The sequence below is a fragment of the Thermoplasmata archaeon genome, from assembly GCA_038851035.1.
Classification (GTDB): Archaea; Thermoplasmatota; DTKX01; order VGTL01; family VGTL01; genus JAWCLH01.
Genome location: JAWCLH010000019.1, coordinates 1 through 21,887 on the forward strand (window position 1 = coordinate 1; position 21,887 = coordinate 21,887).

15 protein-coding genes are annotated in these 21,887 nt (G+C 61.2%); 9 read left to right on the forward strand and 6 right to left on the reverse strand.

Annotated features, from left to right (window positions below; translation table 11 throughout):
* On the reverse strand, nucleotides 1–1,901 hold a 1,901-nt coding region (locus QW379_07005), incomplete at its 3' end, for a right-handed parallel beta-helix repeat-containing protein (GenBank protein ID MEM2870151.1).
* A gap of 205 nt (nucleotides 1,902–2,106) precedes the next feature.
* Here QW379_07005 and QW379_07010 point away from each other — a divergent pair.
* The 4 genes from QW379_07010 (at nucleotide 2,107) to QW379_07025 (ending at nucleotide 6,861) form a co-directional block, all read left to right on the forward strand.
* Entirely contained in the window at nucleotides 2,107–2,400 is a 294-nt protein-coding gene (locus tag QW379_07010; protein ID MEM2870152.1) for a winged helix-turn-helix domain-containing protein, read from the forward strand.
* Nucleotides 2,401–2,636: 236 nt separating this feature from the next.
* Nucleotides 2,637–3,773, forward strand: a complete 1,137-nt coding sequence (locus tag QW379_07015; protein ID MEM2870153.1) for a hypothetical protein — start codon at nucleotides 2,637–2,639, stop codon at nucleotides 3,771–3,773.
* Nucleotides 3,774–3,884: 111 nt separating this feature from the next.
* Nucleotides 3,885–4,013, forward strand: a complete 129-nt coding sequence (locus tag QW379_07020; protein MEM2870154.1) for a hypothetical protein — start codon at nucleotides 3,885–3,887, stop codon at nucleotides 4,011–4,013.
* Nucleotides 4,014–4,620: 607 nt separating this feature from the next.
* Nucleotides 4,621–6,861, forward strand: a complete 2,241-nt coding sequence (locus tag QW379_07025) for a tandem-95 repeat protein (GenBank protein MEM2870155.1) — start codon at nucleotides 4,621–4,623, stop codon at nucleotides 6,859–6,861.
* 28 nt (nucleotides 6,862–6,889) lie between these two features.
* Here QW379_07025 and QW379_07030 read toward each other — a convergent pair whose 3' ends face one another.
* Nucleotides 6,890–7,123 carry a hypothetical protein gene (locus tag QW379_07030; protein MEM2870156.1) on the reverse strand — a complete coding sequence of 78 codons (234 nt, stop codon included), beginning with the start codon at nucleotides 7,121–7,123 and terminating at the stop codon, nucleotides 6,890–6,892.
* A 255-nt stretch (nucleotides 7,124–7,378) separates the two neighbouring features.
* Between QW379_07030 and QW379_07035 the strand changes: the two genes are divergently transcribed.
* Nucleotides 7,379–11,908, forward strand: coding sequence for a S8 family serine peptidase (locus QW379_07035; protein ID MEM2870157.1), 4,530 nt, complete (start codon nucleotides 7,379–7,381; stop codon nucleotides 11,906–11,908).
* An 83-nt stretch (nucleotides 11,909–11,991) separates the two neighbouring features.
* On the opposite strand, the gene QW379_07040 is transcribed toward QW379_07035, so the two are convergent.
* From QW379_07040 to QW379_07050, 3 genes are all read right to left on the reverse strand, one after another.
* A complete protein-coding gene (locus tag QW379_07040; protein MEM2870158.1) occupies nucleotides 11,992–12,753 on the reverse strand; it encodes an epoxyqueuosine reductase QueH in 762 nt (253 codons plus the stop codon).
* A gap of 4 nt (nucleotides 12,754–12,757) precedes the next feature.
* Nucleotides 12,758–13,597 (reverse strand): hypothetical protein, encoded by an 840-nt coding sequence (locus QW379_07045; GenBank protein MEM2870159.1) that lies wholly within the window; start codon nucleotides 13,595–13,597, stop codon nucleotides 12,758–12,760.
* Between the two features lie 139 nt (nucleotides 13,598–13,736).
* Nucleotides 13,737–14,678, reverse strand: coding sequence for a hypothetical protein (locus QW379_07050; protein ID MEM2870160.1), 942 nt, complete (start codon nucleotides 14,676–14,678; stop codon nucleotides 13,737–13,739).
* A 55-nt stretch (nucleotides 14,679–14,733) separates the two neighbouring features.
* Here QW379_07050 and QW379_07055 point away from each other — a divergent pair, with 55 nt between their 5' ends.
* The 4 genes from QW379_07055 to QW379_07070 all read left to right on the forward strand — a co-directional run bounded on the left by QW379_07055 (nucleotide 14,734) and on the right by QW379_07070 (nucleotide 21,018).
* The gene (locus QW379_07055) at nucleotides 14,734–15,369 is read left to right on the forward strand and encodes a hypothetical protein (GenBank protein ID MEM2870161.1); all 636 of its coding nucleotides are present in this window, start codon (nucleotides 14,734–14,736) and stop codon (nucleotides 15,367–15,369) included.
* 209 nt (nucleotides 15,370–15,578) lie between these two features.
* A complete protein-coding gene (gene smc / locus QW379_07060; GenBank protein ID MEM2870162.1) occupies nucleotides 15,579–19,298 on the forward strand; it encodes a chromosome segregation protein SMC in 3,720 nt (1,239 codons plus the stop codon).
* A gap of 41 nt (nucleotides 19,299–19,339) precedes the next feature.
* Nucleotides 19,340–20,500, forward strand: a complete 1,161-nt coding sequence (locus QW379_07065) for a hypothetical protein (GenBank protein ID MEM2870163.1) — start codon at nucleotides 19,340–19,342, stop codon at nucleotides 20,498–20,500.
* A 26-nt stretch (nucleotides 20,501–20,526) separates the two neighbouring features.
* Nucleotides 20,527–21,018, forward strand: a complete 492-nt coding sequence (locus tag QW379_07070; GenBank protein MEM2870164.1) for an NUDIX domain-containing protein — start codon at nucleotides 20,527–20,529, stop codon at nucleotides 21,016–21,018.
* A gap of 83 nt (nucleotides 21,019–21,101) precedes the next feature.
* Here QW379_07070 and QW379_07075 read toward each other — a convergent pair whose 3' ends face one another.
* Complete coding sequence (locus tag QW379_07075; protein ID MEM2870165.1) at nucleotides 21,102–21,869, reverse strand: LysE family transporter; 768 nt, start codon at nucleotides 21,867–21,869, stop codon at nucleotides 21,102–21,104.
* Nucleotides 21,870–21,887 lie beyond the last annotated feature (18 nt).

Here is a 21,887-nt window from a genome sequence, read left to right on the forward strand (position 1 = left end):
GCACCCTCCAGCCTGACGAGCCCGGAGGAGAGGAACGAGCCCGTGGCCGGGTGCGTGATGCACACGAGGGGCGCGGTGCGGTCGGAGAGCGCGAGCACGAGGGAGCGGCTTGAGGTCATTTCTATTTCTGTCTCGTTGTACAGATTCCCCAGAGAGCAGTTGACGTCGTGGGGTGTGAAGAGCTCCATCCCGTCTGCAGTGATGCTCGCCTCGCGCAGGACGAGCCCGCGAACCCATCCGTCGGGACCGGTCCTTTCCCGCGCGACTTCACCGCCCCTGGCATCCCGGACCACCACATCGGCGCCGGGCAGGAACCTCCCGTCCGTCCAGAGGGCCTGCACATCCAGATACCAGCTGATGTTGACGCGGCTGGTTCCGTCGAGGAACTCCAGACCCGTCCTGTCGAGCGTCGAGTTGAGGCACTCGAGCAGCGAGGCGCCGTTCAGGGAGGCCGTGAGGCCTCCGGCGGTCTCAAGCGTGGAGTTGCGGATGAGGAGGGAGGATGCGTTGAGGACGAGGGAGGTGTTCAGGCCGCGCAGGCGGGAGCCCTCCACGGGGCCGCCCCGGGAGCTCTTCAGGACGAGGGCCGCCGGGCAGAAGTCCACCGTGGACGAGAGGATCGCGAAGTCGGAGGTCTCGAGGAGCGGCCCGGAGGCGCCCGGGTCGGAGATGTTCCAGCCGCAGTCGCGCAGGAGCGAGCCGCTCATCGTGAACGCGGAACCGGGATGGCAGCGCAGGCGGTGGGGGAAGGAGGTGTTCCAGGCCCGGATGCCGGAGCCGCCCCGGAGCTCCAGGCGGCCGCCGGGGAGGACGTCGATTCCGTCCTCGCCGGGCATCCTGCACTCGAGCGAGAGGCGGCTTCCCTCGAGGGAGAGGCACCCTCCGGCCTCGATGGTTACGTTCCCGTGGAGCCGGAGCTCGGAGTTCACGACCCTGCTCTCCCGCGACACCATCCACCGCGTCGAATTCGGGAGGCAGGGGTCGCGGTAGGGCCTGTTGAACCAGTCGATTCCGAACCTCGTGCTGTTCAGGAAGTCGCAGTTGATGATAGTGAGGTTGTGGTTTCCGAAGTCCGGCGAGTGGGCTATGCCGATGCCGTTGCCCTCGAACACGCAGTCCTCCAGAGTTATATTGGAGGGGCCGAAGTAGATATCGGCTTCCGCATAGACCGCCACGGCGATGCTCCCGACGAACGCGCTCGAGGAAATCAGGCAGCTCGAGTTGAGCGACCAGACTCCGACGGAGTTGTTGACGAGATTGCACGAGCTCAGGGTCGTGCAGAAGCCGAGCTCGCCGCTCGCGCGGTCCGAGAAGACCGCGTATCCGTTTTGCTCGAAGCTGCAACACATGAAGGTCGCGGAGCTGCGGATTACATAGGCCCCGAGATAGTTGTTGATGAATCTGGAGGACGAGATGGCGGCGGGCGCGGCGACGGTGATTCCGCAGTGCGAGCCCGTGAAGGTGCAGCCGGCGACCACAACGCGGTCAGATTGGAGCTCGATGCCGGCCCTCAACGCGCCGCAGGCGATGAAGGTCGAGTTCCTGAGCTCGGCGGCCGCGCCCCGCTCTATCACGAATGTAAAGGGCCTGAGCTCGTCGAAGGAGGAGACCACGGAGCCCTCGATAACGCGCAGAGAGCCGCCCGGCATGACGCGAATTCCGTGCTCCTCAGCAAATTCGCAATAGAGAATCAGGGTCGAATTGGAGATGGTCAGAGAGCCGCCGCTCTCCACGGTCAGGTTCCCGTCGAGCAGGAGGGTCCGGTTCTCGAGCGCCTCGCTCCCCGTCACCACCCAGTCGCCGATTCCGAAGGGCGGGGGGTCGGCGCGCGCGGGGTGGGCGGACAGCAGGCTGGGGAGGAGAATGAGGGCGGTCAGAAGGAGCGGGGCACCGGTGCGCATCCGGGTCCGATTGGCCCCGGGCGCGGGTCCGCTGAATAATATATTTACTGCGGGGGAACGTGGGGAGCGGGGGACCGCGGGGGGCATTGTATTTTAATGGGCGATGGAAATATTTAGTTTTTTTCCGAAAAAAAAAAAATAGAATAATATAGATTACATTTATGGAGAGAGAAGCGAACTCTTCAGACTTCAATAGGAGGGATGAATGACTGAAGGTGGCAAAGGCCGGATTCCCAAGACGCCGGACCTGAATATCGTGGAGCGGTTCCTGAACGCTCTCTGGGGCTCCAGTAGGGAGTGGGGTAGGACGCAGCTGGCGATGGCGGTGAGGATGAATTACAGAAGGTGCAGCATCTATATCGAGCTGCTTCAAAAAGCCGGATTATTAATAATTAAAAAGAATGAGAAAGGGCAAGACGTTATCAAAATCACAGAGCTCGGAGTAAGGGTCTATCACGCTCTTTCGGAGTGCAGTAATCTTTTCCGGAAGGGTTCTTGAATGGGTGGTAAATTACCTCGGGTCATTTCTTAATGCATCTGCGCCAGACGCTTCGTGTGTTGCTGATATATACGATATATGTCGAAGATATGTATCGCTAGTAATTATCCCGGATACATATCCCCGGTACTTACCGAAGATAAGTATCATCGGTACTTATTCCGAATAAGTATCGAAGGTGAGCGAGCTATATATTCGAGTTCGTACATTATGATTTAATTGAACGGTCTGCAGGGGTGAGAGGAATGAGATGGGGGAAAATAGCGGGGGTGAGTGGAATTGTATTCATAGTGTCGCTGGCAGGAATACTATCAATAGGTGTGGGCCCCGGGGCTGATAATGGGTCTTGGCCAGCGAATCCTGGGTTTCCCGTGGATCCTTTTTGGAAAGGGAATTGGGCCTGTGTATATACACAGAATGATGTAACAACAGGTACTCATATTAATGGAATTACCATTTGGGACCTTGAATACAGGGATAATGCCAGAGGAGATATAAATTATAATTACTATATTAAAGAATTAACCATTCCATGGATAAGTATCAAAATGCTGAATTGGAATAATGGACAGATAAAGCTTTATCCTCATGATGACAAACCTCAGCAGGGGGGAACACCTGTCAATAAAATAATGTTTAATGGATGTCCATGTAATGGCCAAGGCAATTACAATGGTTTCAACGAGGGCAATCCAACGACTTTTGAAGCTTGGTTCGACCTTGACTTCGATGGAGATGGATTTATTGAGTTTTGTTATCGATACCGAATGGAATTTCATGGTCAAAATGGACCACCACCGGGAAGAGCCGGCTTTATTCGGGTAATGATATCAGAGACGCTACATCCATATTATGATTTTAATGGGGATGGGGATGAGGATCCTGGTGAAGAATATTGGCATCAAATGCCTGATGGCACGGTCGATAAAATAGATTATATTGAATATTCTTATTTAATTGATGCCGATGTTTATGATACATCAAGTAACAATATTTCATTATGGAATGGGGTCGCATGGGCTCAACAGAATATCGAGGCAGGACCCATTGCACCGGTTCAGGGTGGTCCTAATGGCCGCATTGCGCGAATTGAAAATCCAACGGCGATAATTCCACCTCCGCCAGCGAATCCCGTTCCAAGATATGTAAGCCTGAGAGAGACTCCAGATGGCCATACAATGTCATGGGTCTGGTGCTTGGCTGCCCATCAGAATGAATATTCACAGTATCCAACAAATTATGTGAACAATGAAAACCTTATTGATGAAGATGTTCAGCTATGGTATACAGAACGCTTTACCGTTGGAGCCGGGCAATTTCCGCCATGGTTTCCTCAATGGGCAGAGATTCATTTATACGACTTTGAAGCATAACGATATAATAATTTTCCAATTAATTATTAATATTAAAATTTTTACTTTATTCGGTAAATTTATATACTTTTAATAGAATTAACATATATCATAAAGGGAGGGAGTAACGGAATGTCGCCTGTAGGAAAGTCAAACAATATAAATGTTCATAAATTGCAGAGGGCTATTGAAAAAGGAAATGAATTGACGAACTTTGGAGATGAATACAGTGCTATGCTTTTGGATTTATTGAAGGGTTGATTCTGTGAAACCAAGAGATCACTCCCAATTATTGCGTTTATTGACCATTCTTTTCATTTTCCTGCTCTCTTTAGAATCTTTGGAGGCCCTTGCACCCACATCAACTTCCCGGTCGGCCGGTCTCCGCCGTACCATCGAGGCTGAACCAAATGACCAACTCAATCAGGCAATGCCCATTTCGAGCGAAGAGATAATTGAGGGGAGTCTGCTGATAAATCCATCCTCAGACCAGACGGATTGGTATAAAATCAATGTTCCATATGAAAAAATCCTGAACGCCAGTCTCTACCTGATCGACTATAATGAGAGCGACACCGGTGAATTTAATTTTCATCTCGGATTATATTACGGTAATTTTATTCCCTTAGATTTCGGGAATACCAGCCAAAGATGGGAATCGGCCATTTCCGTGCAGTGGTGGAACTCGAGCGCTCCACAAACGGTCTACATAAGAGTATATGTCAACACCACCTCTCAGGGTGAAATACGTACCCAGCCCGGCAGATATTTGCTCAGTGTAACAATAAAAGACCCGGTGGTCTATACAGCAGGTGAAGTCCTCGGCAGTTTAGATACAAATGCACCTAGCATAAAAATCGTCTATAGAATGGTGAATCCTCCGGCAGAGAACCAGCAGATGAGAGCCAGGCTCAAATGCCCCGCCACAGGAATTTTCTATCTATACATTTTTAATCAATGGATGGGGATAAATTGGTGGCTGAGGAACGCGTCATACGTTAACACAGCTGGATGTATTCAGGAGGTTCGTTTTAATGGCTGTGGTGGAGCGATCTACATATTCATAACAGCTGCGCAGGGCAATGGCACATATATTCTGAAGGTCGAATTCGATGGAGAGCCAATGGACAACAACAATGCCCCGTCCGGTGCCGTTCTGATACAGGACCCGTCCCCGCAACTCGAATTTGTGGATCAAGGCGTGGACGGTGTGGACTGGTGGAAGGTGGAGATGAGAACTCCAAAAACCATCAGTAGTATATATCTCAGCTTCGTTCTCAATGCTTATGAATATGGAACGAGCCTGGGCCTCTCGGTTTATGATGAGGAATTGAATTTCATCACAGGTCTGACCCCGAACGTCGGGAATCAGAACCTGCTCTTGAGTGATGTGAATATCCCGCATGCCGGAACGGTTTTTATTCTCATCAGAGCGCTATATTGCTATGCGTGGGGGGAAACTAACTTCGTTCCCGGACGTGGCTGGTACAAACTTACAGTATCTCTCCCTAACGACCCGCCCCGGCTCAACGGGACCCTCCCCGAGATTCAGATGCTCGAGGACACGAGCAACAGCGACCTCATACTGTCAAACTACTTCATGGACCCGGACGGGGACAACCTGACCTACACTCTGTTCGGCTCGGGCTACAAGACGAAGCCCGTGGTGGACCGCGTGACCGGGAAAGTAACCTTCACACCGGAGAAGAATTGGTACGGCAGGGAGACGGTGAAGTTCCAGGTGAAGGACAGCGGCCCGGGGAACCTCATATGCTACGGCACAACCAACGTGACGGTCCTCCCTGTGAATGACCAGCCCTATCTCTCGACCCCCCAGCCCGACATCGTAATTCAGGAGCACGCCGTTGGCTACACCTCCAACCTCGCCACCATCTTCCTCGATGATGATGACCCGCCCGCCAACTTCACCTACACCTGCACCGTCCTGAGTTCCGAGACCCACCCAGCCAATATGAGCCTGCCAATGGTCTATGAGAAGGCGAGCAACTGGTACAAGTTCGGCCCGGCGGAGTTCTTCTATGGTAGCTTCCTGCTCGAGCTCACATGCACAGACGGCCACGAAGGTACAGTTCCTGCGTCGACCAGATTTTATGTTAATATCACGCATGTCAACCATCCGCCCGTGGTCAAGCCGACGATTCCCGACCCCTACACGGTCATTCTCCACGAGGGCGGTCGCGACGACCAGACAAACGTGGCCGACCTTTTCACCGACCCAGACATCATGGAGGACTACTCCGACGACGCCCTCACCTACTGCATCACGGGCCAGAAGAAGGTCACGGTCAGTATAGCGCGGGATGGGCGCATCATATTCGACGCCGGGAGCGAGGAGTATGTTCCCGGGAGCCCCTATGAGGAGAGACTAATAATGACCGCCAAGGACAGGGCAGGGCTCCGGGCGACGCTGAACATGACGGTCAGGGTGGAGCCCGAGGACGACCCCCCATACTTCACCAAGGTGACTCCTGAGGACACGAATGTTGAAATGAGCGAGAACCAGAAGAAGACCTTCAGCGTGGCCGCGAGCGATATTGATACTCCGGAGCTGAGCTACTCGTGGTATCTTGATGGTGCGAAGGACAAGACCGCCAGGGGGTTCACCTACATCTTCGCCACGGACTACAACATGGGCGGCAGGACCTACTCGCTCAGGGTGGACGTGACCGACGGCCACACGACCATAAGCTTCGAATGGAACATCACTGTTACAGAAGTCAACAGGCCGCCCACGGCCTACATAAAGACGCCGACCAACATGTCCAGTTTCAAGAAGGGGGCCTACATCAGCTTCAGCGCCGAGGGCTCCGACGAAGATGGAGACAACCTGACCTTTGTCTGGAGGGACCAGACGGGCGCGGAGCTCGGCAGGGGCCCCACCTTCTCGACCAACAGGCTGCCGAAGGGGACCCAGACCGTGACCCTCGAGGTCAGCGACGGGAAGAGCAGCGTGATTCAGACCGTTACCATCGTGGTCAAGGACTCGGGTACAACGGGTGGCGGGGGAGCTCCGGGTTTCGAGGGTTCGACCCTTCTGGCCGGGGCTGGCATTTCTATAATATTGTTATACAGAAAGAACCTGCCATGAAAAGGCAGGTCGTTGGGAGAGTCACGTCCTAGGCTGCTTCCTCCCTCGTCCGTCTCCCAGTCACCACCCAGTCGCCGATTCCGAAGGGCGGGGGGTCGGCGCGCGCGGGGTTGGCGGACAGCGGGCCGGGGAGGAGAAGGAGCGCGGTCAGAACGAGTGAGGCTACGGTTCGCGTCCGGGTCCGATCGGGGCCGAACCCGGGCCGGTTGATTAACATATTTACGGTGAGGAAGCAGGGGGAGCGGGGGGCCGCGGGGGGCATTGTGTTTTAATGGGCGGGAGAAATATTTAGTTTTTATCCGGAATAGAACAGGCTCATGTGGATGACTTCTGCGCTGGGAGGAGCGAATTCCGCCGCCCCTGACGTCTGCCCGACGTATATCGTTTTCTGCTACTGACCAATCGCGCTGTCCCGGGCGCCCGCACCGCCGGAGAGCCTCCCTCAGCCGGTGCCGGCAACATGTTACACCACCCTACCAATCCGAATATATACCAGATAATCTGATAACAAAACATCATGCGCCCTCTCTCGATCCTCCTGCTGGTGGCGGCGCTGTCGGCCCAGCCCCTGTTCTCCGCGTCCGCGGGTCCGCCGGAGGCGGGCAGGGAGGTGGAGAGGGCCTACATCTGCGTCATGGCCGGGGAGCGCGAGCTGCGCCATCTCGGCCTGCGCGCCGATGAGGTCTACGCCTCCTTCGTGACAATGGAAGCGTCGGATGGTGACCGGGCCGTGCTCAGGGAGGCCGGAATTCATTTTTTCGCGATCCACGGCCGGGACGATGTGGTCCTGCCGGGCGCGGAATTCACGCTCGGCCCCTCAGAGCTGAGGGGGAAGGGGCTGGGGGAGCTGAGGCTCGAGGGCGATGGACCGTTCTATCTGGTCTTGAAGCTCAAGGGGCCCGTGAAGGCCTCTTGGCTCTCTCAAATCCGCAACGCGGGCGTGGAGATTCTAGAGGCCCTGAGTCACTACAACTTCATAATCAGGGCGGAGCGCGATGAAGTGGAGCGCCTCGCCTCCATGCCGTTCGTCCGCTGGCTGGGGGAGTTGAGACCGGAGCACAAACTGCTCCACCCCCTCCCCGGCGATGACTTCGTCAGGTTCGAGGTTGCGTTCTTCAGGGAGGCGCGGAACGATTTCGCGAGGGCACTGGAGATGGTGCAAGCCTCGGGGGGACGGGCAGTCGAGCTCGACACCGGGACGGAGTGGTGGTTGTCGGCAATGCTCGAGGCGCCTCGCGAGACAGCCATCGAAATTCTCGGCCTCCCCGGTTTGTGGGCGCTCGAGCCTTGGGACCCCGTGGAGCCGAGGAACGATGTTGCTCGGTGGGTGGTCCAGAGCTTCGACAACGAGACCATCCCAACCCCCTACTGGGACGCGGGTCTCACGGGGCAGGGAATAATAATAGGCCTCGCGGACTCGGGCATAGACTACGACCACATCTGCTTCAGGAACAATACGAGCGAGCAGGGGGTGCCGGGCCCCACGCACAGGAAGATAGTCTGCTACAACACATCAGTGGACGACTGGGACCAGCTCGGCCACGGGACCCACGTCGCCGGGACGCTCGCGGGCGACAGCATCGAGAGCCCGGGCCGCTACGACACCTACGACGGCATCGCCTACGGCGCGAGAATCGCTTTCTACGACATCGTGGACGCAAATGGCTCTTGGGCACCCCCGCTGATTCGCGGAATTCTGGGAGACGCATACGCCCATGGCGCGACCTCTCACAGCGACAGCTGGGGCGACAACAGGAGGGAGTATTCCCTACGCGCGCAGAGAATCGACCAGTTCCTCTGGGACCACCCCGACTTCCTCGTCTTCGTCGCCGCGGGCAACAGCGGCCCCGAGCCCGGCAGCGTGCTCGAACCCGCCACGGCGAAGAACATCGTCGCCGTCGGCGCGGCCGTCAACGGCAACACTACGGACCTGGCCTCATTCAGCGCCCACGGGCCGACGCCGCAGGGCCTGATAGCGCCCACGCTCGTCGCGCCGGGCCAGAGCCTGGTTTCCGCTTCGTCCGACTCGACCCGCTACAGCATGAACTCGGGCTACAGGACCATGCACGGGACCAGCATGGCGACGCCCGTCGCCGGGGGGGCCGGGGCGATCGTCGAGCAGTACTTCAGGGACGGCTTCTATCCCGGAGGGGTCAGGGGCTCCTCCGCGGGTTTCATGCCCTCGGGACAGCTCAGGAGGGCGGTACTCGTTCTATCGTGCTGGGATCAGCTCGGTGGGAAGTACGTCGAGGCGAGCGCGCCCGACTTCTCGCAGGGCTGGGGGAAAATCAGGCTCCTCAACGCCCTCTATCTCGAGGGCGACGGGAGGACGCATCGCCTCTGGGTTCAGGATTATTATAATGAATCGCGTATCAACGACGGCCTCGCCACGGGCGAGACAAGGACGCACCACATCGGCGTGAATTCAAGCTCGCCGCTCAGGGTTGTGCTCTCCTGGGCCGACTGGCCGGGCGCGGGCCTCGTCAACGACCTGAACCTCGAAGTCACCGCGCCCGACGGGAGGGTCTACAGGGGGAACCAGATTGTCAACGGCTCCTCCGTTCCCTCCGAGGGCGCGGACGCCGTGAACACCATCGAAGCCGTTTTCCTCCCGAGCCCCATACCGGGGCACTACGCAATCAACGTGACCGCCCTCAGCGTGGGCGCAGGCGGCAGGCAGCGCTATGCCCTCGCCGCCACAGGGGGCCTCTTCGACCCGTCCATCGGGGAGCTTGCGCTAGACAAGGAGAGGGTCCCCCCGGAGGCCTCCCTGCGCGTCCGGCTCATTGACAGGGACCTCGCGGGCCTCGGCTCCGCGAGGGTCTATGCGTCGAGCGGTACCGAGAGCGCGCCCGAGGCGCTGGAGCTGGTCGAGCTTGGCCGGAGCGGGAGCTTCGAGGGGACGCTCAGAATCGCCCCAGGTGCACCGGCCGCCGATGGCGTCCTTCAGGTGTCGGACGGGGACACCGTGATGGTCGAGTACAGGGACGCCAGCCCTCCGGGCCAGTGCTGGGCGGGCGCGCTCGTTGACGGCTCGCCCCCCCGTCTCCTCTCATTTGAGCTGACCAACCTAACGAACTCGAGCGCGCTGCTCAGGGTAGAGACGGACGAGGTCTCGAGCGCAATCGCGATCTGCCGGAGCGATGGAGGGGTGCTCGAGGCGCCGGGGCCCGAGTCCTCCTTCAGGCACTCGATTCTCATCGACGGCCTCCGCCCCGGGACCGCCTACACCCTCGACCTCGAGCTCGAGGACGTATGCGGGAACAGGGTCCTCCAGGACTTCAACGGCAGCCATCTGACTTTTAGAACGCACGACCTGACCTTCAGGCCGATGCCGGGGATGGCGGGCTGGGCGCAGGAGGGCGAGAGCGGGGGCCGCTTCGCGGAGGAGAGGATATCGGTCGGAATCTACGAGGGATGGCTCAGGCTCGGCGGGGTCCGCTTCGACACGCCCGGTTTCCCGGATGGCGTCATTGTTACAGGGGCGTGGCTCCGGCTTATGCCGGCGGATACGGACCCGGCGCTTTCCAGCAGCCTCTTCTCCGTCGAGCTCCTCTCGTCCGAGGCCCTCGGGCTCTTCGACGGCGTGAGGCGCCCGACTTGCTCGGAGCTAAAACAGGCCGTAGCGGAGGCCGAGGTCGGGAGGAGCTTCGGCGCGGGGGCGCTGAGGGCTGGCGAGTGGCTCACGCTGGAGCTCGGCGAGCCCCTGCGCAGGCTCATTTGCAGGCAGGCGGTGGAGGGCGGCGTGTGCATCAGAATCAGGGGGCCCGCGGCGGGCTCGACGAGCTACATCGAGTTCCTCACTGGAGCGTCCGGAGGAATGGAATGGGCCGCGCCCCAGCTCGTTCTCGACCTCGACCGACCCCCGAGGGTCCGGCCCTTCGCACCCCGCGCCCTCTCGATGACTGAGGACGTGCCGGACTCAACCTCCCTGAGCCTCCTGAAGGTCTTCGAGGACGAGGGGCCGATGAGCTTCTCCAGCCCGACCCATGGAGAGGGCTCGGGCGCGGACGTGACCGTCAAAATATCCCCAGATGGAAACGTGACCCTGACCCCGAGGCAGGACTGGAACGGAGTTGACTCCGTGGACTTCCGCGCCACGGACGCCTCCGGCCTGAGCACGGACCACTTCGTCACAGTCACCGTCAGACCGGTCAACGACCCGCCGGTGATAGTTTCCGTGGGCGGGAGGGCGGCGGAGGACGGGATGGTTTTCGAGGTGAGTCAGGGCGAGGCCTTCGCCGCCGGCGTGCGAGCCGAAGACCCCGACATCAAATTCGAGGGAGACGAGCTCTACTTCTCCACCAACGATTCTCTCGTCAGATTCACCTCGCCGCGCAGCGACACCCTCTCCTTCACGCCGGGCAACGGTGACGTCGGGACCAGGCTCGTCAGGGTCGTGGTCAGGGACGGCCAGGCGCAGGCGGCGCTGAATCTGAGCTTCAGAATTCTCAATGTAAACGACCCGCCATCCGCCCTCATCGACTCGCCCTACCCCGGCGGGTGGTACGACAACGAGACCCCGATAACCTTCTCGGCCTACGGCACCACAGACCCGGATATCCGGTGGGGCGACACCCTCAACTACACTTGGGAGTCGAACCTGTCGGGACTGATCGGCCACGGAATCGAGCTCGAGGCCCTCCTTCCCCCGGGAGCGCATCTTGTCACGCTGACGGTTATCGATAAGGCGGGCGCCTTGAGCCAGGCCAGCGTGGAAATCGAAGTTGCCGCCATTCAGCCACCGCCCCCTCCTCCGCCGCCCCCTCCTCCGCCTCATTTAATCAATCAGACCAACACCTCCTCTGGAGAGCTCCCGCTCAGGCTCGGCGCGGTGGCTCTGGTCATCTCAGGCCTCATCGGTTTCTGGTACCTGCTGACTCCCAAGCGGCCTTCCGGCCGCGGCCCGGCCCCGAAAAAACCGCCCGCCGACGCTGGCGCTCCGGCGAGGAGGCGGCCCCCGTTCCGCCCCGCCCCCCACCGAGAGGAGCGCGGCGGTGAGAAACAGGAGCCGGAACCGGGGGTCGAGGTTGTCGAGAGGCGCTGAGGTGCGGGCGGCGAGACGTTTTTCATCCGCCCCCTGAATCGGAATTCCTTTGTGCTCCCTCCACACGGGCGAGGGGTCTCTGCTCAGCCGGACTCCCCGGGCGCTGGGCGTGAGCCGGGGTCGCCCCCCACTCGCCTCCTCCTCCCGGCCATCGAGAACTCGCAGCCGCAGTAGCTCTGCCTGCGCATCCCGGCCTCCCGCGCGAGCCTGCAGCTCCTCAGGAAGCCGTCCCTCTTCTTGAAGTCGGCCGCGAGGAAGCGCGGGGCCGCACCAATTCTTTCCGGAGGCGCTCCCTCCCTACAGGCTCCGTTTGTCCCTCCAGAACCCATGTACATACCACTCGCGGCTCCGCCCTCTCCCTCCAGAGCTCCCGTCCCCACTCCATTAGTTCCCAGCGGGGCCACGGCACCGCGCGCTCCGGGGCCGGGCTCCATGGCGATATCCTCCGCCGCCTTTCTCCCAGCGGCATTGACCATGGCAGCATTCTTGTGGGGGCTGACGGTCAGGGTCGTGGTGAATAGCTCCGCCCCAAGCTCGCTCGCGAGCCGCGCCGTGGCGCGCAGGCGGAGCTCGAAGCACCTCTCGCATCGCCTCCCGCCCTCCGGCTCAGCCTCCAGTCCCCTGACGGCCCTCAGCCACTCCTCGTGGGACCAGTCGCCCTTGACGAGCGTAAGCCCCTTGTGCAGGGCGTACCTTTCCGCCTCGGCGAGCCTCCGGTCGTGCTCCTCTTTAGGGTAGATGTTCGGGTTGTAGAAGAAGAGCGTGAGCTCGTAATCAGGCCTCAGTCTCTCAACCACCTCCGTCGAGCACGGCCCGCAGCACACGTGCAGCACAAGCCTCCTCATCGCATCACCAGCCCGCCCCCTGCAGGGCCATCCTCGCGCCCGTGAAGAGCTCGAGGCCGATGAAGTAAATCCCCACCAAGACCATCAGCACCGCGCTGACGTCTCGTAGCTTTAGCAGCAGCGCCCTCCCACTCAGCCCCCTGACAAGAGCCCCCCCCGCCGCGGCGGCGAGCAGGACGGGCGTGGAGGCCCCGAGGGAAAAAAGGAGCATCATCATGGCCCCGAGGCCCGCGGAGGGGGCGGGTCCGGGCGAGGAGGCGCCCGCGAGGGCGCTGAGTGCCGCGGCCTCGAGGATGCCGAGCTCCGCAAGGCACGCTAGGCTGAGGAGCGCGCCCCATATCAGGAAGAGCCTCTCGGCGCTCATTCCCCCCGGATAGGTTGCGGCGGCGTGAGATGAGAGGATGTGGAGGAGGAACGAGCGCCCGCGCTTGCCCCAAGCTCCCCTTCCCCGCTGGGGGCTTTGCGGTCGCGAGCTCTCTACGCGCCCTCCCCCTCCCCCGCTCCCGCAGGCATCCGCCCGAGTGAGAATTCGAAGGCCGGTCAGGAGGAGCAGGACCCCAATCAGAAAATAGGCAATGACGCTCACGCCGGAGAGGAGGGCGCGGGCCGGGGCCGCGCTGGCGAGTCCGAAGCTCAGGAGCCCCAGGACGGCGCCGAGGGCGGTCAGGACCAGAATTCTGGGCAGGGAGAGCAGTAGGCCGAGCCTTAGGGAGCGGAGGGGCCCGGCGCCCTCTCCTATTATGACGGGTATCATACCGGGCGCACAGACCAGCAGGCACACGGAGAGGCCCCTGAGCGTTCCTAAAAGGAGTGCGGCAGCCATTGCGGCGAGGAGGTCGGGCATGTCCTCTGGCTGGTGTGCGGATGCGCAGGTGCAAAGAAAGCATTTGCGGTGGAGATATTCGAGTGGCCACCGAGTCCTGTCGAATCTCCTCCGGTACTATTCCTTACATTTTTACGCAACGCCACAACAATAGTGGGATTCAGGCTCGCTCGCGGAATTCGCGTTCGCCCTCCCTGGCTCTTCTGCTGCGCTTAGGACCCCTGACCTTTATCACTCGCGTCTCCACTTGCGTACCCTCTCCCATCCACGCGGGCTCGACGACGATTTCCTGAACCTCTTCGTCCCCGGTCTCGGCCGCTCCCGCGTCTGCGCTCGGAGTGCGGTCCGCCGCAGCCCCGGCGCGGTTTGCGTCGAGGCCTTCCCGGCGCCCTGTATCGAGCGCCACAGGGAGCTCTCGAGCTGAGCCAGAAACCACAGGCCCCGGCGCCTCACGGCTTCCTATATCCCCTCCTGAAGCCCTCTTGCTAAGCCGGACCCTTCTGGCGACGGGTCCCTCTCCTCCCAGCGGCTCTCGCGGGCCTGGGGGTCGGGAGACCTCCAGAGAGTCCGGCCCAGCAACACCCGGGGCCTCTCCCATCCTCTCCCTAACGCAAGCGACGAAGCCCTCCGGGTCCTCAGCGTCGAGCAGGACGCGGTCAACTTTGACACGCCTGACGGTTATGGGCTCCGTGAGGTCGATTCTGACCACCCCCCGGCCGCTCGAGAGCACCTGAAGGGTGGCATCGCGGCGGCTGAGCCTGACGCCGGTTTTCCCGGGAAGCTCCCCCACGACTCTGATGGAGGCGATTTTTTTGAATGGTATCGTCAGTGCGAAGAACCAACCCTGCCTGAGCACGGCCGCGGCCGAGGTAACCTGGTGCTTTGTTGCGACGGGTGGAAGGGGGCCGGCCAGCATAAGGGCGAAGAGGGCGACGGCCCCCACAAGGATGAGGACGGCGGGCAGAAGCAGCCGCTCGGAAATCCTGAGGAGAAGGAGGCCGATTCCGCCCAGTACTATCACCCCAGCGGCGTAGAGCCTAAGGCTCTTCCTGAAGCCCCTTGTATCGTAGGCGAATTCCCTGGGCAGCCACCGGGAGGCCATGATGATGATAGGGCTCTGGAACGTATTAAATCCTTTCACACCTGATACCCCTTTAATGGCCCTGAGGGTATATCTTCTGCCTATGCTGACCCGGGAGGGACTCGCGAGACTCACGTTCCCCGCGCCCGGTGGAACCACCACGGGTCGGACGGGGAGCGCGAGCTCCTCAGACCGCCCCTCTCACCGGCTCCCCTTCGCCATCGATTCTAGCGAGCTCGAGGCTCTTGCCTTAGGAATTCGGGCCGCGGGCGTGGACCTCATCCCCCTTCCCCCGCGCCCCCTTTTACCGGAGATGTACAACCCGGTCAGGAGGCAGTACCAGTGTTCCCACATCCTGCGCTTTGCCCGCGAGCTCCTCGAGGGGCTGGGGGGATTTCAGTCGAGGCTCCTCGTCCTCACGGACGCCGATGTCTACGAGCCCGGGATGAGCTTCACCGGCGGGATGGCCGAGCTGGGCGGAAGGTTGAGCCTTGTGTCTCTGGCGAGGCTCCAGTCGGGCGACAGGGAGAGGATGGTCTCCAGGGCGGTGAAGGAGTGCCTGCACGAGCTCGGCCACAACCTAGGCCTCGAGCACTGCAGGCGAAGGGAGTGCGTGATGTTCCTGTCCCGCACGCTCGCAGACAGCGATTTAAAGTCCGCATCGTTCTGCCCGGCGTGTAGGGCAATTCTTGGAAGGGCTCTGATGAGTTGAGTTCCACTCACCACTTGCTGTCACCGAGGGCCCTCCTGTTGGGGGGAGGTTTTTCATCGTCAGGTCCCCTCCGGACTCGTCACGGGCACCGCGGGTAACGCAGTGGAGGGGGCCGCTCCCGCCCCTCCCGAAAGCTTTAATGCTCCCCTCGACGATATGTGGGCTGCGGCGCTGCCGTGGGGAAAGGGGCATAGGGAAGCGAAGCGCCCATGCACCTTAAGGACATCTACCTAGAGAACTTCAAGTCGTTCGGAAGGAAGCTGCACATACCCTTCATGCCCGGGTACACGGCAATAACGGGCCCGAACGGCTCCGGGAAGTCCAACATAGCAGATGCCATCCTCTTTGTGCTCGGGCCCAAGAGTTCTAAGGCCTTGCGGGTCGGCAAGCTCACCGATTTGATTTTCGACGGTGGAAAGGACAAGAAGCCCGCGACCTTCTGCCGGGTCGTCCTCACATTTGACAACAAGGACAGGACCATTCCGGTGGACGAGGACGAGGTTAGGCTTTGCAGGGTCGTCAGGCTCGCCTCCCACAGGACTGAGAGAAAGCACACGGAGGGTGGGGATGGGGCGCAGGGTCAGGGGGGCTCCGCTGGGCCCGGGTACTACAGCTACTTCTATGTTAACGAGAGGGCCTCCTCGCTCAACGAGTTCGACAGCCTCCTCGCCCACGCGCGCATCAGCGCCGATGGTTACAACCTTGTCCAGCAGGGCGACATCAACAGAATCGTTCTTATGAGCAATCTGGAGAGGCGCAGGATCCTCGACGACATCGCCGGAATAACCCAGTACGACGAGGACATAAAGAAGGCGGAGGAGAAGAGGGCTGCCACGGAGGAGAATCTTGGCACCATCGAGACCCTTCTAGACGAGGTCAAGAGACAGGTCTCCCAGCTCCAGAGGGAGAGGGACTCGGCGCTGAAGTACAGGGAGCTGAGGGACAAAAGGGACGAGCTGAAGGTTCAGATTCTGTTCAGGAGGAAGCAGGACGTCGAGGAGGAGATGGCCTCGCTCAATGGGCAGATTCAGGACCTCCAGAAGGAGCAGGCCGAGATTGGCCGGCAGGTCGAGGAGCTCCAAAAGAGAATCGCCTCCGCAAAAAGCGAGGTCGAGGCGCTAGAGAACAGAATCGCCGAGGCGGGGGGGGCGGACGCGCAGGAGCTCCGCAGGAAAATCGACGAGCTACGCCTCGAGGTGATGAGGGCGAAGGACGCCTCCGAGACCGCCAGGGAGAGAATTCGGCAGTTGAAGGAGGCCAGTGCGGTCACGGCGCAGGACCTGAAGGCGCTGGAGAAGGAGATTGAGGCTGGGAAGGCGGAGGCAGCCCGTCTATCGTCGGAGCTGGAGGAGCTCAGGGAGAGGGAGAAGGCCACGGCCGGCGAGCTGAAGGAGGCTCAGGACGCGGTCGCCCGGTCCGACACGAGAGCGATGAAGCTCCAGAGGGAGCTCATCCTCCGCCGGAAGGAGTTCGACGAGAAGGAGCAGGAGCGGGGGCGGCTCCTGCTGGAGAAGGAGAGGGCCGAGGACAGGGTCAACAGGCTCGCGCAGGACATCGCCCAGCTCGAGGAGAGCATAAAGAAGTACGAGTTCCAGCTCAGTGACATTGACTTCGACCTGAAGAACCTGAGGGCGGAGGCGAGGAACTCGAGTGGCTCAAAGAGGGACATCCAATCGGAGTACCAGGCCGCGAAGGAGGAGGAGGCGAAGCTGCTAAGGACGGGCGCGGAGCTGGAGACGAAGGTGAGGGAGCTCAGGCGGAGGTGGGAGCAGCTCAAGGCCGAGGCGGCGGCCGCCGCGAGCGTGCAGAAGGGCTACAACGCGGCGGTCGAGGCGATTCTCGATGCGCGCGACAGGGGCGAGCTGAAGGGAATTCACGGTACCGTCGCGGAGCTCGCGTCCGTGAAGCCCGAGCACGAGACCGCTCTGACCGTGGCCGCGGGAGGGAGGATGCAGTCCATCGTCGTGGACGACGACGAGGCGGCCGCGAGGGCGATAAACTACCTGAAGCAGAAGAAAATCGGGAGGGCGATATTCCTCCCACTAAACAAGATGATTCTCGGCAGGCCAGGCGGGAAAGCGCTGATGGCCGTCAAGGACCCATCCTCCCTGGGCTACGCGATGGACCTGGTCAAGTTCAAGGAGCAGTACAGGGCCGCGTTTTGGTTCGTGTTCGGCGACACCATCGTGGTGAAGGACCTAGACGCCCTCCGCAGGCTTATGGGCGGCGTCAGGCTGGTCACGCTTGAGGGAGAGCTGGCCGAGCCCTCCGGGGCGATGGTCGGGGGAACGCCCGAGCAGGCATTGGTCAAGTTCGGGGCGCCCTCGGAGAGTGAGCTGAGGAGGGTCGGACAGGAGCTGAAGGAGGCGGTCGAGGCCTCGGACAAGGTGTCTCAGAGGCTCCAGAAGCTCAGGGAGGCCCTGACCCAGATGGAGAGGGAGCTGGCGGAGGCCCACAGCAGGCAGAGCGAGGTCGAGATGAAGGCGGCGGCGCTTGAGTTCAGGCGGAAGGAGTGCGCGGGCACTAGAGACCAGCTGAAGAAGGAGAGGGAGGCGAAGCTGAAGGAGATGGACGAGGCGAAGAGAGGTGTGGAGAGGGTTCAGCAGAGGCTGGGCGAGGTAGAAGCTGCGCTGGAGGCGCTGACGAAGCAGAGGGACGAGATGACAAAGAGCCTCGCCACCGCCACGCCGCAGCAGCTCGCGGCCAAAATCAAGAAGCTCCAGGAGACGCTCCTGAAGCTCGGTAACGACATACGCGACAGGGAGGCGGCCCTGCAGACCTCCGCCGCCAAGCTCCAGCTCTTGGCTCAGAGGCAGGAGGAGCTGAAGAGGGCGGCGGCGGCGACGGCGGCGGAGATAAAGGAGTGCGAGTCCTCGATAGTGAGGTCCAAAGAGGTGGCGGCGAAGGCCGGCGACCAGCTCAACGTTCTCATGGAGGCAGAGCAGAAGACCTCGAGGGAGCTCAGAGAGTGGCAGGCTAGGAGGGACCAGGCCTACAAGCTCAAGACGGACCTCGAGACCCAGCTCGAGAAGCTGAACGGGAGGCTCGAGACCCACGGGGACCTGATCATATCGCTCAGGTCGAAGCTCAGGCTGCTTGAGGACAGGCACGCCGAAATCATGGCCGAGATTGGGGAGAAAGAGCTGAAGGTCAAGGGGAAGCTCCCCCCTCTCGCCGAGCTGGAGGGAGCCGTCAAAGAGCTCGAGGCGGGGATGCAGGCGCTGGAGCCGGTCAACATGCTTGCCTTGGAAGAATACGAGAAGCAGGCGAAGCGCTGCGCGGATCTTTCGGCTGAGCTCGAGCAGCTCCGGAGCCAGAGGGAGAACCTCCTCAAGCTAGTAGAGGAGCTCAACAGCAAGAAGAAGTACGGGCTGAGCAAGGTCTTCAACGCCATAAACAAGAACTTCGGCGAGATATACAAGGAGCTCTCCGGCGGTGGAAGCGCCGAGCTTATTCTGGAGAACCCGGAGAACCCGTTCGAGGGCGGGCTGATTATCCGGGCCCAGCCGAAGGACAAGAAGGCCCAGAGACTCGAGTCCCTCTCAGGTGGGGAGAAGAGCCTGACCGCGCTATCGCTGATATTCGCGATTCAGCAGTACCAGCCCTCGCCCTTCTACCTTCTCGACGAGGTCGACATGTTCCTGGACGCGGTCAACGCCGAGAACGTGGCCCTGATGATAAAGAAGAATTCAAAGATGGCCCAGTTCGTCCAGATAACTCTGAGAAAGGTCACGCTCGCCAACGCGGACTACCGGTACGGCGTGACGATGCAGGGCAACGGCATCAGCGACATCATCGGTAATATAAAGGTGGGGGACGTCGGAGAGGATGGCAGCATTCGGATAGCTGAGGAGGGGGGTTCTGGCCGCCCGCTGGCCCCTCCGGGTGGGGGAAGTGAGCTGACGGGCTCTGGGAGGATGGGAGACTGAACGGAAGGCTAAGAAACGGAGGCGGCGGACCGACAGAGGCTGTGGAGAGCCCATACGTTCCCGGGTACGTGGGGCCGGAGAGGTACGAGGGCTACGACACCGGGGAGCAGGTGATCAACCACCTGATTTTCTACAAATCCATCATTAGTGAAGAGGACAGCGGGCAGAAGCTCAGCGAGTATATGGAGCTTGTCCAGAAGCTCGAGAGGGGTGAGCACCTACCAATAAAGGACCCGTTCGACAAGTCGATCGCTCTCACCTTCGAGCTAGTGATTCAGAACCACCTCAACCCATGGGACGTCGACCTGCTCAAGTTCTCCAAGCTCTATATGGAGAGAATAAAGAGCGAGCCCGACATAGACTTCGTCACCGCGGGCAGGCTGATGTTCATGGCTTGGTCGGTGCTGAAACTCCAGTCGGACGAGGTTCTCGCGAGCAACCAGCCGAAGCCCGACACAGCCCCGCAGGACTCTTGGGCCGGCGGGAGCCCCGAGTGGCTCGCCTCCGACGCCTCCTACGACTTCACCGCCGCCGTGCTCGGGAGCCCGGAGCCGCCGATTCAGGAGAGCGTGTGGAGGAAAGGGACTAGGCCAGTGACGCTCTACGAGCTCATCGGGGCGTTCGAGGAGGCCCGGAGGGAGGCCGAGCTCCAGAGGGCGCTGGCCGAGGAGAGGAAGAAGCAGAGGCAGCTCTGGGAGAGCCAGAAGGCCCTCAGAGTGAATAGAATGATTCACAGGGAGGACCTGCAGGACGACATCAGCGCCGTCTGGAGCAGAATCGAACCCCTCTCCGGCAAAATACCGCTGAGCCGGCTGTGCCCCAGGCAGTGCGACGAGGACAGGCTGACGGCCTTCGTCTCGGTCCTCTTCTTGGCCTACATGAATCAGGTCAGGGTATGGCAGGAGGACTTCCCGCGGGGTGAGGTTTATGTGGAGAAGGTCGGCGAGGGTGGGCTGGACCTCGAGAAACTCCAGGCAATAACTCACCCTGCAAGGAAGGAGGTCTGGGACGAGAAAAAGAGAAGGGGGCGCAGGGCGAAAAAGGCCGGGAGCGGTGGGCCAAGGTCTGGGCATGCGCAGGGTGGCGCGGCTCGGGTTAAGGCCTCGTCGAGTTCTGCGGTGGAGGGTCCCGCGCCCCCGCCATCGGGGGAGAACGGGGCGGGAGGGAGCGAGGAAACCCCGGAGGGGCAGGGCAAAAATTGAATACCTCCAGAGCGGTTCAAGCCAGTATGCAGGGTGCGCCACACGAGCCGGTGGCGGGCGTGGATGGCGGGGGTTTTGTCTGTGTGCTCGCCTTCCGGGAGCCCCGGCTCCTTCTCCGTAGAAAGCCCCGGGGTGAGGGTAGGAAAAGAGACCGTCTCCTGCGGAGAGCCGAGTCCAAAGCCCCGAAACCGCCCAAGCCCCCGAAATTCATCTTGGTCTTCAACCACAAGAGGGGGTGGGAATTCCCAGGCGGAGAGATAAGGGAGGGCGAAGTTCCGGAGGAGGCGGCGGCGCGCGAGTTCCTGGAGGAGACGGGCTACGAGGTAGCCATCGTCGAGAGACTACCGTCGGGCAGGGGCCAGTTCTTCCTAGGTAGGCTGGGGAAGAGAAGGGGGATGCCCCAGGACCCCGACGTAAAGGAGATACGATTCCTGCGCGAGCTCCCCCGGGAGGGACTCGCCTTTCCGAGGGAGGAGTACGAGCAGCTCCTCGCCATCGCGAGGGCCCGGGGCCTCTGAGCTCCCGCCCCTTCTCCGCCCTTTCCTCTCGCCTTCGTGGCCGGCTAGGGTCTCCACAATCGGGCGCTCAGGGGCGTGCCTTCTCAGAGACACGGTATTCCGCTGGCGGCGGTTGCGACGAACCATATACCGAAAGCGACCATCATCGCGCCGCAGACACCGGCGATTCCCCGCTGGAGCTCTCCGCCCCTAAGTCGGCCGCCCTTAAATGAAGCAAGGCCGATGAGGGCGTCCCAGCCGAGGTCCACGGACCAGTGGAGGAGAGCGAAGGCCCCGAGCACCGCGGGCCCGAAGCTGAGGGCCGTGAACACGAGGGCCGCGCCCAGCGTCGCCCACCACAGGAAGTAGTAAGGATTGGAGGCTGTGGTTACGGCGCCCATGACGACGTGGTTGCCCGCGAGGCGCGCGCCCCTCCTCCAGCCTCCAGACTGGGGCCCCGGGTGGCTTCCATCGGGAGCGGCCCCTCGGTCCAGCGCGACAGCTCTATGGTCCCAGCCTCTCCCTACGCCTCTCTCCCGCTGATTCGCCCCGTGACGAAGCTTCGCCGAGCCCATCCCCCTCAGGGAGAGAAGGGAGGCGGCGCCCATAACCAGCAGCGCGGTGCCACCAGCAAGGCCTAGTGCTAAAGCCGCTCGCGGGTCGCCGAGGAACGAGCCGAGCCCCAGAGCCACAGCCGCAATCGTGGGGAACTCGACTAGGCCGTGGCCGAGGGCGACATGCACACCGCCCCATCTGTCGAGCAGGCCGCCGCTTGCGGCCGCAGCCGTCACGGGGCCCGGCATCATAGCCCCCGTGACCGAGACGGCCGCGGCTGTGGCTAGGAACTCCACCACCCCACCCGCGGGGCTCATCGGGTTTGCTATCGCTCC